Genomic DNA, 16,104 nt, shown 5'->3' with positions numbered 1-16,104 from the left:
CCGTAACCTCGCTTCCGGAACACCACGCAAGCGCTCCCCGACGACACCCGGACAGGACGCACACCTATCCCAGCGTGGCGCCCGTGTCTCGGGGTTCAGTTCTCATATCAATCAGGCAAAAAAGCTCATTGGCACTATCTGTCGGCCAGGGTGACCTTGTTACATAGGCGCGACCGCGTCCTTTACCCACCCACCGGCACCGCCGGCAATCTCGCTGCAGATCACCGATCCAATCTACCGTCGTCACGCGCACCGAACCAACCAACCGCCATAGCCGACGAACATGATCACAGGCAGCGCCGTTGCGGCCGATCCGAGTACCTCGTGTTGTGGTCCTCACATCCTGCGCGACGGCTCGCGGCCGGGCTGCGGCGGGTCAGCTCTGGCGGATCCGCGCCGGGTCGTAGAGGTGGGATTGCGCACACGACTGCGTGGCCGAGAGCGCGCGCCCGACCAGGATCACCGCGGCCTGCCGCAGCCCCGCCGCCGCCACCCGATCGGCGATATCGGCGAGGGTGCCGCGCAGGACCAGCTGCTCCGGCTGGCTGGCGCGGTAGACCACCGCGACCGGACAGTCCGCGCCGTACTCGCCGACCAGCTCCGCGGCCAGCTCGCGAATCCGGGTGATGGCCAGGTGCAGCACGAGGGTGGCGCCCGTGGCGGCGAAACCGGACAGCGCCTCGGTGGCGGGCATCGCGGTCGACCGGGCCCGGGTCCGGGTGAGCACCACCGACTGGACCACCTCGGGGACGGTGAGTTCGGTGCCGAGCAGGGCCGCCGCGGCGGCGTAGGCGGGCACGCCGGGCGTGACGTCCCAGGCGATACCGAGCTCGTCGAGGCGCCGGGTCTGCTCGGTCAGCGCGGAGTAGAGCGACGGGTCGCCCGAGCACAGCCTCGCCACGTCCTTGCCGGAATCGTTCGCCCGCACCAGGTGCGCGGTGATCTGGTCGAGATCCAGACGCTGGGTGTCGATCAGTTCCGCGTCGGGCGCGCAGTGGGCCAGCACCTCGGGGTCCAGGTAGGTGCCCGCGTAAAGACACACCGGCGCGGCGCGCAGCAGGCCGACCGCGCGCACGGTGAGCAGATCGGCCGCGCCCGGCCCGGCGCCGATGAAGTGCACGGTCATGCCGGTGAGTTTAGGCAGGCGGCCGTGCGCCCGAGCGGGGTGTCGGCGGTCAGGCCGTCGCGTTGAAGTGGGCGATCACCTTGCTCGGCCGCAGCCGGACGACGAGTTCGCCCGGCACCCCGTTGCGCTTGCCGAACTCCTCGGCCCGATCCGCGCCCATGTATCGGCCACCGATCTCGGTGGCCGTGCGCAGCAGTTCGTCCGGGTCTTCGGAGAGCGTGACGAATCCACGCAACTGCACCGACGGATACGGCGGCGCCTCCCCGTCGACGACCACGGCGACCCGGCCGTCCCGCAGGAACGCCTTGCCCTTGCTCGTCGTCTTGCCGGTATTGAAGACCAGCTCGTCGCCCTCGAGCACGAACCAGACCGGTGTCACCATCGGGCTGCCGTCGGCGGCGACGAAGGCCACCTTGCCCGTCCGCGTGCCGTGCTGCAGGAACTCGCGCACCTCAGGATCGGAAAGTGATGCCATGTGCTCAGCCTATGGGCAGACGGCACCGGGCACCGCGCACCGCGGCGCGCATGTTGCCGACCGCCGCCGAATCAGATCGCCCCTTGTTCCCGGGCCCGCGCCACGGCCGAGGTCCGCGAGCGCACGCCGAGCTTGGCGTAGATGTGCACCAGATGGGATTTGACGGTGGTCTCGCTCAGGAACAGTTCCTTGGCGATCTCACGGTTGGACCGGCCGTCGGCGACCAGGCGCAGCACCTCGATCTCGCGCGGGCTCAGTGTGGTGTCGGCGCGGCGCACCCTGGTCATGAGCTTCGACGCCACCGCGGGCGACAGCACGCTCTCCCCCGCGGCGGCCGCGCGCACGGCGGCGAGCAGTTCGGCCGGCGGTGTGTCCTTCAGGATGTACCCGCAGGCGCCCGCCTCGATGGCGCCGAGGATGTCGGCGTCGGTGTCATAGTTGGTGACCACCAGGACATTCGGCGGCTGCGGGAGTGCGCGCAGTTCTGCGGTGGCGTCCGCGCCGGAACGGCCCGGGCCGAAGCTCAAGTCCATCAGCACCAGATCCACCGCGGTGGTCGCGCAGAACGCGACGGCCGCCTCCGCGGTGGGCACGTCGCCGACGACGGTGAGATCGTCACCGCCGTCCAGCAGCGCGCGCAGGCCCGCGCGCACGATCGCGTGATCGTCGGCCAGCAGCAGCCGGATCATGACCGGTCCGCCCAGAGCGGAAAGGCGACGGTCACCGCGGTGTGCCCCGGCTCCGACTCCACCGCCATGGTGCCGCCCTGCTGCTCCACGCGCGAACGCATGGCTGCCAGGCCGAAGGAACCCGACGGCGGCCGGTCGAGCACGTCGGCGGCGATGCCGACCCCGTCGTCCACGACGTCGAGCAGGACCTGCGCGTCGGCGTAGGTCAGCGTCAGGCGCAGCCGGGTCGCGTCGGCGTGGCGCACCACGTTCGCGACCGCGCCCTGCGCGATCCGCACCAGTGCCGCCTCGATCGGCATCGGCAGGCGCTCGGGGGCGCCCTCCACCACCAGCCGAGCGGTGCGGTCCGGGCTGTCGGCGCGCAGGCAGATTCGCTGCAAAGCTTGGGCCAGCGACTGTCCCTCCAACGCGGCCGGAGTCAATTCGGCGATCAGCCTTCGGGTTTCGGCGAGGTTCTCGGCCGCGGTCTCGCGGGCCAAGATGATCTGTTGCAGCGCAGGGTGTTCCGGTGCCGACTGCTCGGCAGCGTGCAGGAGCAACTGGATACTGCTCAGCCCCTGAGCGACCGTGTCGTGGATTTCCTGGGCCAGCCGCTCGCGCTCGGCCAGCTTGCCCGCGGTGCGCTCTTGCTCCGCGAGAGTAGCTCGGGTGCTGAGCAATTCGTCGATCAGCCGCTGCCGTTGCGCCGACTCGCGAAACAACGCCTGATAACCCAGGCCGATGCCGACCGCCACCGCCGCGCCGAAGATCGGGCCGATCACCCCCGCCACCGACCAGCCGCGGTGCATGCCGAAGCCGAGCACCGCGATCACGGTCGACGCCGCGACGGCCACCAGACTCCACGGCCGGGGCAGCAGGTGCAGATAGAGGAAGAACAAGCCGAAAGCCAGATAGCCCGCGTCGGGGGCGAGCACGACCAGGCCGAGCCACCACACGGTGAGCGCCCCGAGCCACAGTTGGATACCGCCCGGGCGTCCGTTCACCACCGACCCCGCGAAGTAGGTCAGCAGGAACAGCGCGGCCAGCGCCACCACGGGCAGCGGGTGCGCCGCGCCGGGCAGCAGCGCGCGGACCGCGACCACCACCGCCAGCGCCGTCACCAGCACATGCAGGCCGTACCGCAGCGCGGTGAAGACGGGCGTGAGCGGTGACGAGTGCACCCTGTCAGCTTATGTGCGGCTACCTCGGCGGCATCCATCGAAAGGTGTAAATCAGCACCCACCGTTCGATCGGGCGCGGTTCCTCCGCCGGTGCGATGGCGGCGGGCGCCGCGCGCGCCACAGTGAAATCATGTTCGTCGCACTCCGAGATCTGCGCGCCGCCCGCGGTCGCTTCCTGCTCATCACCCTGGTCGTCACGCTGGTGGCGTTGCTGGTGAGTTTCCTCAGCGGGCTCACCGCGGGGCTGGCGCACCAGAACATCTCGGCCGTGCAGTCGCTCCCCGGCGACGCGGTGGTGTTCGCCGACACCGGGGGGAAGCCCTCGTTCGAGGCCTCGACGCTGAGCCGGGAACAGGTCGCGGCCTGGCAGTCCGCGGCGGGATCCGCCGGCACGGTCGACCCCATCGGCATCAGTCATGGCAAGGTCGATCCCGGCGGGCGTCCCGCGGCGCAGGTCGCGTTGTTCGGCACGCAGGGAACAGCTTTCGGCAATCGTTCCGCAACCGAGAACGGCAGCGTGGTGCTGAGCACCGGCGCGGCTACGGAACTCGGCGCGGCGGCGGGCGATTCGGTCACTATCGGCGGGCGCGCCTTCACCGTGCAGGCCGTCGCCGGGGACGACTGGTACAGCCATACGCCGGTGGTGTGGCTGACCCTCACCGATTGGCAGGCACTCGACCCGCGGGCGGGCGCGGCGACCGTGCTCGCGGTATCCGGTGTGCCGGATACCGCGGCGGTGAACGCGGCCGCGCGTACCCAGACGACGAGTTCGTCCGGCGCGCTGTCGGCGCTCAGCGCCTACCAGGCCGAAAACAGTTCGCTGACGTTGATGACGGTGCTGCTCTTCGTCATCTCGGCGCTGGTGATCGGCGCGTTCTTCACCGTGTGGACGGTGCAGCGGATGCCCGACATCGCGACCTTGAAAGCACTCGGCGCGACCTCCGGATCCCTGGTCCGCGACGCCCTCGCGCAAGCCGCGATCGTACTGAGCGCCGGAGTGGCGGTCGGTCTCGGAATCACGGTCACCGCAGCGGCTTTCCTCGGAGACGCGCTTCCGTTCGTCCTCAGCCCCGCCACCACCCTGCTGCCCGCGGCCGCGTTGATCGTGCTCGGTCTGCTCGGCGCCGCGTTCGCCCTGCGCTTCCTGTTCACCACCGACCCGTTGACCGCGCTCGGCGCGGCACGTTGAGCCACTGGAGTCTTCCGATCATGAGCACCACCGCACTCACCGTCGACGACGTGACCCTCACCTACCCCGACGGCGCCGGTCGCCTCACCGCACTGGACCGGGTGAGCCTGCAGGTCGAAGGCGGCGACATCGCCGCGATCACCGGCTCCTCCGGCTCCGGAAAATCCAGCCTGCTCGCCGTCGTCTCCACCTTGATCCGTCCCGACTCCGGCCGCATACAACTCCGAACCCGCAGCGGCAGTGTCGATCTCGCCGCCCTCGGCCGCCGTGAGGCAGCGGCGCTGCGCCGTTCATCCATCGGCATCGTCTTCCAGCAGCCGAACCTGATCCCCGCCCTGACCGCCCTCGAACAACTAGAGGTGATGACCCACCTAGGTCAGCAGCTACGCCCCACTGCCCACCGCAGACGCGAAACACACTCCAGGGCAATGGAACTCCTGGCTTCCGTCGGCCTGGCCGACCAGCACGCCAAACGTCCCGCCCAACTCTCCGGCGGCCAACGCCAACGCGTCAACATCGCCCGCGCCCTCATGAACACCCCCGCCCTCCTCGTCATCGACGAACCCACCAGCGCCCTCGACACCGAAAGAGGCTCCGCCATAATCGATCTCATCCTCACCATCACAAAAGACCAAGACGCCGCAACCCTTCTCGTCACCCACGACCACACCCACCTCCACCACATGACCACCGTCCACCACATGACCGACGGCCACCTCATCCCCGCCCGGAACGGCGAAAACTGGAACGTTCCAAAGCAATTCGTTCCAAAAACAGCCTGAGACCAGCAGTTTTACAATCGCCGAATCAGTGATAGCTTTCGTGCATGCCCAGCCATCTGCACGAGCGCCTAGTCGACCTGTTCCGGCAACGCCCGCAACTGGCCGCCGAGCTATTGACGACCGTGCTGGGCACCCAGCTACCCGAATACGACAATGCCCGTTTGGAATCCGGCGATTTTCCGGACATCAACCCGACGGGCCTTCTGCCCGCAGCCGCCCGACACTTCCTGGAGAGCGTCATGACCGCTGGCTACGAATATCAGAACGAGCTTATTCGGACCTATTTTTTCGAAGGCAAGGCCGAGGGTAAGGCCAACGGTGAGGCCAGTGCGCTGCTGCGGGTTCTGCGTCATCGCGGCTTCGAGATCAGCGATGCGCTCGTGGCTCGAGTCGAGCAGGAAACCGATATCGCCCAACTCGATGTCTGGCTCGATCGCGCCCTCGATGCTGCCTCGCTCGACGAGGTGTTCGCCGAGTAAGCCGCGGGGGGCAATGCCTCGCGATCAGGCGCGCAGGCCCAGTAGGGCGTTGTGTTCGCGGTGGACCTTGGCGCGGAGCGTGTCTACGAAGGCGGCCACTTCGGGGCGGCGGAGGGTTTCGGGACGGGCGACCAGCCAGTAGGCGAGGTTGACCGAGACAGTGTCGGCGAGGACGCGGATCAGGTCGGAGTGGCGGTCGGCCATGAAACACGGGAGCAGGCCGAGGCCCGCGGCAGCTCGGGTGGCTTCGACGTGGACGAAAACGTTTGTCGAAGTGACGGATTCACGCATGGCGGGGGCGAAGCTGGACGCCAAGTCCAGGTCGTCCACCTGGAGCATGGAATCGATGAAGTAGACGAGGGGGTGCGCGGCGAGGTCGTCGATGGCGGCCGGCGTGCCGTGCTCGCGCAGATAGTCTCGGGAACCATAGAGGCCGAGACAGTAGTCGGAGAGCCGAATGGCCTTAGCGCGGTGCACCTGCGGCTCACCGACCACCACCTCGAGATCGAGCCCGGACCGCTGCGTCGACGCCCGCCGAGTGGTCGCCACGATCTCGACGGTGATCTTGGGATGCTGCCGCTGCACCTCGGCCGCGGCCGGCGCGGCGAGATAGGCGCTGAAGCCGTCGGTCGCCGAAATCCGCACCACCCCTTCCAGCACACGGACACCGCCCGCGTCCGCACCGAGTGACTTGACCGCAGACTCGACGACCTCGGCCGCCGCCAGCGCCTCACGCCCGAGATCGGTGAGCTCCCACCCGCCCGCCGCCCGGGTCAGCACCCGCCCGCCCAGCGTGTGCTCGAGCGCGGCGATACGCCGCGAGATGGTGGTGTGGTTGATGCCGAGCTCCTCGGCGGCGGACACGAATCGCCCGGAGCGCCCGACCGCCAACAACACCAGCAGGTCGTCGGCGCTGGGACGCCGCGCAGACCCGGCCATATTCACGGCCGCGCCGCCCCGGCAAGCGACTGTGCCGAGCATGCGGCGGGCTGGAAGAGGATGCACGCGCCCATGTGTGCATTCTCGCAGATACGTACTGCACATCTAGTCATTGCGGACAAACCGATCTGCACTAATACTTCGTTGCAGCCGAGATTTGTGGGGGCCATCACATTTGGCACCGAGTGTGGCCCCGGGCACGAAGGAGAGTTCGATGAGCGTGCGCAGTGCATTGTGGCCGACGGGCAACGACCCGGGCGGAGCACCGACCGGCCTGAGACGGGTGGTCGCCGCGTCCATGGCGGGCACGGTCGTCGAATGGTACGAATTCTTCCTCTACGGCACCGCCGCGACGCTGGTCTTCAGCAAGGTGTTCTTCGCCAAGGGCACCAGCGATCTGGACGCGATCCTCGCCGCGTTCGTCACCTACGCCGTCGGCTTCGCCGCTCGCCCGTTGGGCGGCATCGTCTTCGGGCATTTCGGCGACAAGTACGGCCGCAAGAAGCTGTTGCAGTTCAGCCTGATCCTGGTGGGCAGCGCGACCTTCCTGATGGGCTGCCTGCCGACCTTCGGCCAGATCGGCTACTGGGCCCCGGCGCTGCTGGTGATCCTGCGCTTCATCCAGGGTTTCGCGGTCGGCGGCGAATGGGGCGGCGCGGTTCTGCTTGTCGCCGAACACAGTCCGAGTCGCAGCCGCGGTTTCTGGGCGAGCTGGCCGCAAGCCGGGGTGCCGATGGGAAATCTGCTGGCGACCGTCGTGCTGCTGGCCTTGACCACCTGGCTGTCGGAGTCGGCGTTCCTGAGTTGGGGCTGGCGCGTGGCCTTCTGGCTGTCCGCGGTGGTGGTGCTGGTCGGCTACTACATCCGCACCAAGGTCACCGACGCACCCATTTTCGTTGCGGCACAGCAGGAAATGGAGCAGATCAAGGCGACCTCGCTGAGCGTGGTCGAGGTGCTGCGCCGGTATCCGCGCGGCGTGCTCACCGCGATGGGCCTGCGCTTCGGCGAGAACATCCTCTACTACCTGGTGGTCACCTTCACCATCACCTATCTCAAAGTGCAGGTGCACGTGGACACCAAGGTCATCCTGTGGTGGCTGCTCGCCGCGCACGCGGTGCATTTCTTCGCCGTGCCGCTGGCGGGCCGGCTCTCGGACCACTTCGGCAGGCGCCCGGTGTATCTGGCCGGCGCGGTCACGGCGGGCACCTGGGGCTTCTTCGCCTTCCCGATGATGGACAGCGGGCACAACGCGGTCATCATGTCCGCGATCATCATCGGTCTGCTGTTCCACGCGTTGATGTACGCGGGACAGCCCGCGATCATGGCCGAGATGTTTCCCACCCGGATGCGGTATTCCGGTGTCTCCCTGGGCTATCAGGTGACCTCGATCGTGGCGGGTTCGCTCGCGCCGATCATCGCGGTCCGGCTGCTCAACGAATACGACTCGGCCGTGCCGATCGCGATCTATCTGGCTGTCGCGGCGGCCATCACCGCGGTCGCCGTGTTCTTCGCCCGTGAAACGAAAGGATTGGACTTGGCCACCGTCGATCTCGCCGATGCCGAGTATCTGGCAACGCAGCCGACCACCCCGGTGAACGCGAAATGACCGACCTGACAGGACGTTCCGCGCTGATCACCGGCGGCGCCAGCGGCATCGGCGCTGCCTGTGCCCGGGAGCTGGCCGCGCGGGGCGCCCTGGTCACCATCGCCGATATCGACGATGTCGGGGCCAAGTCGCTCGCTCGCGAACTCGGCGGAAAACCTTGGGCCGTAGACCTACTCGACGTCGAGGCGCTGACCTCGCTGACGCTCGAGGTGGACATCCTGGTGAACAACGCAGGCGTGCAGAGCATCAGCCCGATCGAGGATTTCGCGCCGCAGCAGTTCCGGAACCTGCTCACCTTGATGGTGGAGGCGCCGTTCCTGCTGATCCGGGCCGCGCTGCCGTACATGTACCGCCAGGGTTTCGGCCGGATCGTCAATATCTCGTCGGTGCACGGACTTCGGGCCTCGGAGTTCAAGTCCGCCTACGTGACGGCCAAGCACGGGCTGGAGGGCTTGTCCAAGGTCACCGCGCTCGAAGGCGGCAAACACGGCGTCACGAGCAACTGCGTCAACCCCGGCTATGTGCGAACTCCACTGGTGGACAAGCAGATCGCCGATCAGGCCAAGGCGCACGGCATTCCGGAGCAGCAGGTACTGGAGAAGATCCTGCTCACCGAGAGCGCGATCAAACGCCTGGTGGAGCCGGCGGAGGTGGCCGCGCTGGTGGGCTGGCTCACCTCGGCGCACGCGGGCATGGTGACCGGCGCGTCCTACACCATGGACGGCGGGTGGAGCGCTCGATGACCGAGCACCCCGCCCTAGGCCGGCTCGTCCTGCGTCAGGGCCGACAGCGCCATCCGGCGCAGGATGGGCCGGGCCCGGGCGGCGGTCGCCGTGCTCGCGCTGTGCGGGGTGGAGTTGATCAGGCCGAACGCGGCATGCGCCTGTACACGCGCCGTCTCTTCGGGTAGGCCGGGGTGCAGGTCACGCAGCACCGTGACCCAGATTTCCACGTACTGGCGCTGGGTGCGGCGCAGCTCGCGCCGGGCCGCGGCGGGCACGTTCTCCAGATCGCGATCCTGGATCCGGATGAGATCGGCGTCGCCCAGCGCGAAGTCCAGGTGGAAGTCGACCAGGCCGGCCAGTGCGTCCGCCGCGGACTCGGTGCGCGCCACCACCGCCTTGCCGCCGTCGAGCAGCCGCTGGCTGATCCCGACGAGCAGCTCCACCAGCAGCGCTTCTTTGTTGGGGAAATGGCGGTAGACGGCCGGACCACTGATGCCGACCGCGGCGCCGAGGTCGTCCAGGCGCATGCCGAGAAAACCGCGATCGGCGATGAGCCGGGCCCCGGCATCCAGAAGTTGTTGCCTGCGCTGCGCCTTCAGCTGTTCACGGCGGGTGAGCGTGCCGTCGTCGATGCTGGTCACACGCACTCCTTTCGCCCTCTGTGCGGAGACACGCGTGCGCGGCTCGCAAGCGCTTCGGTGGACATCTCGGTTAACCAAGATTAACCTGGATTCCAGTTATCGGCGACTAACTGACCCGCCCCGTCACCCGACCACCGGCCGTCAACGAGTCGCTCCAAGACGCTGACCGACAGGATCACGTGATGACCGTTACCGAAGAGGCCGTCGACAACCGGGTCGCCCACAAGGCACTCGTCGACGACCTGGGCGCCCGGTTGGCGGCCGCCGCACTCGGCGGATCCGCGAAGGCGCGGGACCGCCATGTCGCGCGCGGCAAGCTGCTGCCGCGGCAACGGGTGGATCAGCTGCTCGACCCGGGCAGCCCGTTCCTGGAACTCTCGCCGCTCGCCGCGAGCGGGATGTACGGCGACGAGTCCCCCGGCGCGGGCATCATCACCGGCATCGGCCGGGTGTCCGGCCGCGAGTGCGTCATCGTGGCCAACGACGCCACCGTCAAGGGCGGCACGTACTACCCGATGACGGTGAAGAAGCACCTGCGCGCGCAGGAGATCGCGCTGCAGAATCAGCTGCCGTGCCTGTATCTGGTCGATTCCGGCGGCGCCTACCTGCCCGAGCAAGACGAGGTGTTCCCGGACCGGGAGCATTTCGGGCGCATCTTCTACAACCAGGCGACCATGAGCGCCAAGGGCATTCCGCAGATCGCGGCGGTGCTCGGCTCGTGCACCGCGGGCGGCGCGTACGTGCCCGCGATGAGCGACGAAGCGGTGATCGTGCGCAACCAGGGCACGATCTTCCTCGGCGGTCCGCCGCTGGTGAAGGCCGCGACCGGCGAGGTGGTCACCGCGGAGGAACTCGGCGGCGGTGCACTGCATTCGCGCACCTCGGGGGTCACCGATCATCTGGCCGAGGACGATCAGGACGCGCTGCGCATCGTGCGCCGCATCGTCGCGACCCTCGGTCCGCGCCCCGCGAGCCCGTGGACGGTGTTGCCGCCGGTGGAGCCCGCGGCGTCGCCGCAGGAGCTGTACGACGTGGTGCCGGTGGACCTGCGCACCCCGTACGACGTACGCGAGGTGATCCATCGGATTGTCGACGCTGATCCCGAGGGCGACAACGGCTTTCACGAGTTCAAAGCCGAATACGGCAAGACCTTGGTCACCGGCTTCGCGCACATTCACGGTCACCCGGTCGGCATCGTCGCCAACAACGGCGTGCTGTTCAGCGAATCCGCCATGAAGGGCGCGCATTTCATCGAGCTGTGCGACAAGCGCAAGATCCCGCTGCTGTTCTTGCAGAACATCACCGGGTTCATGGTCGGCCGCGACTACGAGGCGGGTGGCATCGCCAAGCACGGGGCCAAGATGGTCACCGCCGTCGCCTGCGCCCGGGTGCCGAAGCTGACGGTGGTGATCGGCGGTTCGTACGGTGCGGGCAATTATTCGATGTGCGGGCGGGCGTATTCACCGCGCTTCCTGTGGATGTGGCCCAACGCCAGGATCTCGGTGATGGGTGGCGAGCAGGCCGCCTCGGTCCTGTCCACCGTGCGCGGCGACCAGCTCGACAGCTCGGGCCGGCCGTGGTCGGCGGCGGACGAGGAGGCGTTCAAGGCGCCGATTCGCGACCAGTACGAACGGCAGGGCAACCCCTATTACTCGACGGCCCGCCTCTGGGACGACGGCGTGATCGACCCCGCGGACACGAGAACTGTCCTCGGACTTGCCCTTTCGGTGTGCGCACAAGCGCCGCTCGAACCCGTTTCCTACGGCGTATTCCGGATGTGACGACCATGCTGAACAAATCTCATCCCGTCGGATTCGACACCGTGCTCGTCGCCAACCGCGGCGAGATCGCGGTGCGGGTGATACGCACGTTGCGCGCCATGGGCATTCGCTCGGTCGCGGTCTACAGCGACGCCGATGCCGACGCCAGGCACGTGCACGAGGCGGATACCGCGGTGCGCCTCGGCCCTGCCGCCGCGCGCGACAGCTATCTCGCGATCGACAGGGTGGTCGACGCCGCCGTCCGGACCGGCGCGCAAGCGGTGCATCCGGGTTACGGGTTCCTTTCCGAGAACGCGGCTTTCGCGGCGGCGCTCGCGCAGGCGGGCATCGTCTTCCTCGGTCCGCCCGCGCACGCGATCGAGGTGATGGGCGACAAGATCGCGGCCAAGAACACCGTGTCCGCGTTCAACGTCCCCGTCGTGCCCGGCATCGCCAGGCCGGGCCTGACCGACGCCGACCTGATCGAGGCGGCCACCGAGATCGGTTATCCGGTGCTGGTGAAGCCGTCGGCCGGCGGCGGCGGCAAGGGCATGCGGCTGGTCGAGGAACCCGCGCACCTGCCCGACGCGCTGGTCAGCGCGCGCCGCGAAGCCGCGTCCGCGTTCGGCGACGACACGCTGTTCCTGGAGCGCTTCGTCACCCGCCCGCGGCATATCGAGGTGCAGGTCCTGGCCGACCAATTCGGCAATGTGCTGCACCTCGGCGAACGCGAATGCAGCCTGCAGCGCAGGCATCAGAAGGTGATCGAAGAGGCGCCGTCCCCGCTGCTCGACGCGGCGACGCGGGCCAGAATCGGTGCGGCGGCGTGCAATACCGCGCGCAGCGTCGACTATGTGGGTGCGGGCACCGTCGAATTCATCGTCTCTGCCGACCGGCCGGACGAGTTCTTCTTCATGGAGATGAACACCCGGCTGCAGGTGGAACACCCGGTGACCGAGTTGGTGACCGGTGTCGACCTGGTGGAATGTCAGGTGCGGGTGGCGGCCGGGCAGAAGCTCTCGGTCGAGCAGGACGAGATCCGGATGATCGGGCACGCCATCGAGGCCAGGGTGTACGCCGAGGATCCCGCGCGCGGCTTTCTGCCCACCGGCGGCACGGTGCTCGACCTGTCCGAGCCCGAAGGCGCCGGGGTCCGGGTGGATTCGGGTCTGCGCACCGGGACGGTGGTCGGCAGCGACTACGACCCGATGCTCTCGAAGGTCATCGCGCACGGTGCCGACCGCGGTGCCGCCATCGCGAAACTCGATCGGGCACTGGGCGATATCGTGTTGCTCGGCGTCACCAGCAATATCGAGTTCCTGCGCTTCCTGCTCGCCGATCCGGATGTCGCGGCCGGACAGCTGGATACCGGCCTGCTCGATCGCCGGGTGGCCGATTTCCACGCCGCCACAGCCGGCGACGAACTGTTCCTGGCTGCGGCGGCCTACCGCTGGCTCGGCCGCTGGCCGAGCGGTCCCAGCGATCCGTGGCAGGTACCGTCCGGCTGGCGGATCGGCACCGCCGCACCGACCTCGATCCGGCTGGCCGCCGGCGACCGGACCGAGCACGTGTATCTGCGCGGGCGTCCCGGTGCCGCGACCGGCCGTGTCGGCGAGGGCGAATCCGTCTCGTTGACAGCAGCTTTCGCGGACTCGGTGCTGACGCTCACCGTGGCCGGGGTGCGGCACGAGTATCGCGTCGCGGAGCAGGACGGCCAGCTGTGGCTGGCGGGGCCCACCGGCGTCGCCGTGCTGCGCGAGGTGGCCGAGGCCAGTGTGCGGGGTGGCGCCGAACAGGTGGGCGACGCCGAAATACGTAGTCCCATGCCGGGTTCGGTGATCGCGGTGCCGGTCACCACCGGTGCCACCGTGGCCGCGGGCGCCCCGGTGGTGATCGTCGAGGCGATGAAGATGGAGCACTCGCTCACCGCGCCGGTGGCGGGCACCGTCGAAATCCTGGTCGCGCCCGGAACTCAGGTGCGGCTCGATCAGCCGCTGGCCCGCATCCACACGACTCCCGCGGAACTTCCCGCCGACCAAGAAGGAACCCGAGCATGACCGACTTCCTGTCCACCGGCGCCCTACCCGACGACTACCGCGACTTGGCCCTGACGGTGCGCGATTTCGCGCAGTCGGTGGTCGCGCCGGTGGCCGCCGAGCACGACGCGAACCACACCTTCCCCTACAAGGTGGTCGAGGGCATGGCCGAGATGGGCCTGTTCGGGCTCCCGTTCCCCGAGGAATACGGCGGCATGGGCGGCGACTACTTCGCGCTGTGCCTCGCCCTCGAGGAACTCGGCAAGATCGACCAGAGCGTCGCCATCACGCTGGAAGCCGGTGTGTCCCTGGGCGCGATGCCGATCTACCGCTTCGGCGACGAGAAGCAGAAGCAGCAATGGTTGCCGCAGTTGACCAGTGGGCGCGCCCTCGCCGCGTTCGGGCTCACCGAGCCCGGCGCGGGCAGCGACGCCGGCGGCACCAGGACCACCGCGATCGCCGACAGCGGCGAATGGATCATCAACGGCAGCAAGCAGTTCATCACCAATTCCGGCACCGATATCACCCGGCTGGTGACCGTGACGGCGGTGACCGGGCAGACCGGCGGCAAGAAGGAGATCTCCACCATCCTCGTGCCCACCGACACCCCGGGATTCGTCGCCGAACCCGCGTACAACAAGGTCGGCTGGAACGCCTCGGACACCCATCCACTGAGCTTCACCGACGTGCGGGTGCCGCAGGAGAACCTGCTCGGCGAGCGCGGCCGCGGCTACGCGAACTTCCTGCGCATCCTGGACGAAGGCCGCATCGCGATCGCGGCGCTCGCGGTCGGCGCGGCCCAGGGCTGCGTGGACGAGAGCGTGCGCTACGCCAAGGAGCGCGAGGCGTTCGGCCAGGCCATCGGCCGCAATCAAGCGATCGCGTTCAAGATCGGGCGGATGGAGGCCCGCGCGCACACGGCGCGCACGGCCTACTATGACGCCGCGGCGCTGATGCTGGCGGGCAAGCCGTTCAAGAAGGCGGCGTCCATCGCCAAACTGGTGGCCAGCGAGGCGGCCATGGACAACTCGCGCGACGCCACCCAGATCTTCGGCGGCTACGGCTTCATGAACGACTACCCGGTGGCCAGGCACTACCGGGACAGCAAGATCCTCGAAATCGGCGAGGGCACAACGGAGGTTCAGCTGATGCTGATCGGACGGGAGCTGGGACTGTGAGCGATGTCGACGGCTTGCGCCGGGTGGTCCAGACCGGCCTGTGGTTCGAGGAACTCGAGACCGACGTGCGCTACGAGCACCGGCCCGGGCGCACCATGACCGAGACGGACAACGTCTTGTTCAGCACGCTGACCATGAATCCCCAAGGGCTGCACATCGATGCGGCCTACAGCGACGCCCAGGAGCCGTTCCATCAGCGCCTGGTGAATTCGCTGTTCACCCTCGGCACCATGGTCGGCCTCGCGGTGGCGCACCTGACCCAGGGCACCACCGTCGCCAATCTCGGCTTCTCCGAGGTGAAGTTCCCGGCGCCGCTGTTCCACGGCGACACCGTCTACGCCGAAACCATCGTGCTGGACAAGCGCCTGTCGAAGAGCAGGCCCGGCGAGGGCATCGTCACCTTCCGCCACATCGCGCGCAACCAGCACGGCACCATCGTCGCCGAGGCTGTGCGCAACGCGATGATCCGCCTGCGTCCCGAGACGGCCTCGGCATGAGCTGGCAGTTGCCCGGCCCCGCGTGGCTGTTCTGCCCGGCCGATCGCCCCGACCGATATGAAAAGGCCGCCGCGGCAGCCGATGTGGTGATTCTCGACCTCGAGGACGGCGTGGCCGCCGCCGACAAGACGGCGGCCCGCAAGGCCCTCGCCGAGACCCCGCTGGATCCCGAGCGCACCGTCGTACGGGTCAACGCCGCGGGTACCGATGATCTCACCGCCGATCTCACGGCGTTGGCGGGCACTGGGTATCGGCGCGTCATGCTGCCGAAATGCGAAGCCGCCGAACAGGTCACCGCGCTGGCCGAATACGAGGTGATCGTGCTGATCGAGTCGCCGCTCGGCGCGCTCACCGTCGAGCGCGCCGTCCAGGCGCCCAACGCGATCGGCGCGATGTGGGGCGCGGAGGACCTGGTCGCCGGGCTCGGCGGCAATTCGAGCAGGTACGCGGACGGCAGCTATCGCGAAGTGGCGCGCCATGTTCGGTCGAGCACGCTGCTCGCGGCCAAGGCGTACGGCAAGTTCGCGCTCGACTCGGTGTACCTGGATATCCGCGATCTCGACGGACTTCGCACCGAAGCGCTGGACGCGGTCGCGGTCGGCTTCGAGGCCAAGGTCGCCATCCATCCGAGCCAGCTCGCGGTGATCCGTGCGGCGTACACGCCGCCGGAAGCGGAATTGGCTTGGGCCCGGCGGGTACTCGACGAGGTGCCGAAGCACCGCGGGGTGTTCGCCTTCGAAGGCCGCATGGTCGATGCCCCCGTACTGCGGCACGCCGAGCAGATCGTGCGGCGCGCCGCACGCGCCTGACCACCCGTTAGAA

General features: G+C 68.4%; 16 protein-coding genes. 10 read left to right on the top strand and 6 right to left on the bottom strand.

Annotated features, from left to right (window positions below):
* Positions 1-376: 376 nt before the first annotated feature.
* From cobM to NBRGI_RS25170, 4 genes are all read right to left on the bottom strand, one after another.
* The gene (cobM, locus tag NBRGI_RS25185; RefSeq protein ID WP_029899684.1) at positions 377-1,126 is read right to left on the bottom strand and encodes a precorrin-4 C(11)-methyltransferase; all 750 of its coding nucleotides are present in this window, start codon (positions 1,124-1,126) and stop codon (positions 377-379) included.
* Positions 1,127-1,175: 49 nt separating this feature from the next.
* Positions 1,176-1,601 (bottom strand): PPOX class F420-dependent oxidoreductase, encoded by a 426-nt coding sequence (locus NBRGI_RS25180; protein ID WP_014988380.1) that lies wholly within the window; start codon positions 1,599-1,601, stop codon positions 1,176-1,178.
* A 71-nt stretch (positions 1,602-1,672) separates the two neighbouring features.
* Complete coding sequence (locus NBRGI_RS25175) at positions 1,673-2,290, bottom strand: response regulator transcription factor (protein ID WP_029899683.1); 618 nt, start codon at positions 2,288-2,290, stop codon at positions 1,673-1,675.
* A complete protein-coding gene (locus tag NBRGI_RS25170; protein WP_029899682.1) occupies positions 2,287-3,450 on the bottom strand; it encodes a sensor histidine kinase in 1,164 nt (387 codons plus the stop codon). The genes NBRGI_RS25175 and NBRGI_RS25170 overlap by 4 nt, the downstream gene beginning before the upstream one ends.
* 130 nt (positions 3,451-3,580) lie before the next feature.
* Here NBRGI_RS25170 and NBRGI_RS25160 point away from each other — a divergent pair, with 130 nt between their 5' ends.
* Genes NBRGI_RS25160 through NBRGI_RS45435 form a run of 3 tightly spaced genes read left to right on the top strand, consistent with a single transcriptional unit; the run spans position 3,581 to position 5,900 of the window.
* On the top strand, positions 3,581-4,639 hold the full coding sequence (locus tag NBRGI_RS25160; protein WP_029899681.1) for an ABC transporter permease: 1,059 nt from the start codon (positions 3,581-3,583) through the stop codon (positions 4,637-4,639).
* 20 nt (positions 4,640-4,659) lie between these two features.
* Complete coding sequence (locus NBRGI_RS25155) at positions 4,660-5,421, top strand: ABC transporter ATP-binding protein (RefSeq protein ID WP_029899680.1); 762 nt, start codon at positions 4,660-4,662, stop codon at positions 5,419-5,421.
* A 44-nt stretch (positions 5,422-5,465) separates the two neighbouring features.
* On the top strand, positions 5,466-5,900 hold the full coding sequence (locus NBRGI_RS45435; protein WP_051728021.1) for a hypothetical protein: 435 nt from the start codon (positions 5,466-5,468) through the stop codon (positions 5,898-5,900).
* 24 nt (positions 5,901-5,924) lie between these two features.
* Here the strand turns inward: NBRGI_RS45435 and NBRGI_RS25145 are convergent, their stop codons facing one another.
* A complete protein-coding gene (locus NBRGI_RS25145; protein WP_036560724.1) occupies positions 5,925-6,839 on the bottom strand; it encodes a LysR family transcriptional regulator in 915 nt (304 codons plus the stop codon).
* Positions 6,840-7,053: 214 nt separating this feature from the next.
* Between NBRGI_RS25145 and NBRGI_RS25140 the strand changes: the two genes are divergently transcribed.
* Positions 7,054-8,445, top strand: coding sequence for an MFS transporter (locus NBRGI_RS25140; protein WP_029899677.1), 1,392 nt, complete (start codon positions 7,054-7,056; stop codon positions 8,443-8,445).
* Positions 8,442-9,188: a 3-hydroxybutyrate dehydrogenase gene (locus tag NBRGI_RS25135; protein ID WP_029899676.1), complete on the top strand. Its 747-nt coding sequence runs from the start codon at positions 8,442-8,444 to the stop codon at positions 9,186-9,188. The genes NBRGI_RS25140 and NBRGI_RS25135 overlap by 4 nt, the downstream gene beginning before the upstream one ends.
* Before the next feature lie 14 nt (positions 9,189-9,202).
* Here the strand turns inward: NBRGI_RS25135 and NBRGI_RS25130 are convergent, their stop codons facing one another.
* Positions 9,203-9,811, bottom strand: coding sequence for an SACE_7040 family transcriptional regulator (locus tag NBRGI_RS25130; RefSeq protein ID WP_029899675.1), 609 nt, complete (start codon positions 9,809-9,811; stop codon positions 9,203-9,205).
* Positions 9,812-9,993: 182 nt separating this feature from the next.
* Here NBRGI_RS25130 and NBRGI_RS25125 point away from each other — a divergent pair, with 182 nt between their 5' ends.
* Genes NBRGI_RS25125 through NBRGI_RS25105 form a run of 5 tightly spaced genes read left to right on the top strand, consistent with a single transcriptional unit; the run spans position 9,994 to position 16,091 of the window.
* Entirely contained in the window at positions 9,994-11,592 is a 1,599-nt protein-coding gene (locus NBRGI_RS25125) for a carboxyl transferase domain-containing protein (protein ID WP_029899674.1), read from the top strand.
* 5 nt (positions 11,593-11,597) lie between these two features.
* Positions 11,598-13,628, top strand: coding sequence for an acetyl-CoA carboxylase biotin carboxylase subunit (locus NBRGI_RS25120; protein ID WP_029899673.1), 2,031 nt, complete (start codon positions 11,598-11,600; stop codon positions 13,626-13,628).
* Positions 13,625-14,785 carry an acyl-CoA dehydrogenase family protein gene (locus NBRGI_RS25115; protein WP_029899672.1) on the top strand — a complete coding sequence of 387 codons (1,161 nt, stop codon included), beginning with the start codon at positions 13,625-13,627 and terminating at the stop codon, positions 14,783-14,785. The genes NBRGI_RS25120 and NBRGI_RS25115 overlap by 4 nt, the downstream gene beginning before the upstream one ends.
* Complete coding sequence (locus tag NBRGI_RS25110) at positions 14,782-15,282, top strand: MaoC family dehydratase (protein WP_029899671.1); 501 nt, start codon at positions 14,782-14,784, stop codon at positions 15,280-15,282. The genes NBRGI_RS25115 and NBRGI_RS25110 overlap by 4 nt, the downstream gene beginning before the upstream one ends.
* Positions 15,279-16,091: an HpcH/HpaI aldolase/citrate lyase family protein gene (locus NBRGI_RS25105; RefSeq protein ID WP_029899670.1), complete on the top strand. Its 813-nt coding sequence runs from the start codon at positions 15,279-15,281 to the stop codon at positions 16,089-16,091. Before NBRGI_RS25110 ends, NBRGI_RS25105 begins: the two co-directional genes overlap by 4 nt.
* Positions 16,092-16,104: the final 13 nt, after the last annotated feature.

This window comes from Nocardia brasiliensis IFM 10847, assembly GCF_000710915.1.
Classification (GTDB): Bacteria; Actinomycetota; Actinomycetes; order Mycobacteriales; family Mycobacteriaceae; genus Nocardia; species Nocardia brasiliensis_A.
The sequence above is the reverse complement of the archived record's forward strand: the minus strand, read 5'-3'. Positions and strand labels throughout refer to the sequence as shown.